Below are 232 nucleotides of genomic sequence, written 5' to 3' on the forward strand. Positions count from 1 at the left end.
CAAACGGCTCCCGCGAAAGGGAGTAAAACGATTTATACACCGTGTTCTCCCTCCTTCGCCGGAATCGCCGCAAACGGGGACCGATGGCGTTTTACATAGGCATTGTCCTCCAAACGCACCCGAATGGCTTCCGCCACCCGTTTGCCATCTTCGTACACATAGACGCCTCGTTCGTCATAGCGGAGCTCAATCGATTGCCCAATGAACCGAGGCGGCACTTCGTATAGCTGTT

Annotated in this window: 1 pseudogene; it reads right to left on the bottom strand. The window is 54.7% G+C overall.

From position 1 onward, the window contains the following. Positions 1-32: 32 nt before the first annotated feature. A pseudogene (locus ETC02_RS17430) lies at positions 33-232 on the bottom strand (IS481 family transposase); the annotation flags it as partial.

It is taken from the genome of Geobacillus sp. DSP4a (assembly GCF_013096875.1).
Classification (GTDB): Bacteria; Bacillota; Bacilli; order Bacillales; family Anoxybacillaceae; genus Geobacillus; species Geobacillus thermophilus.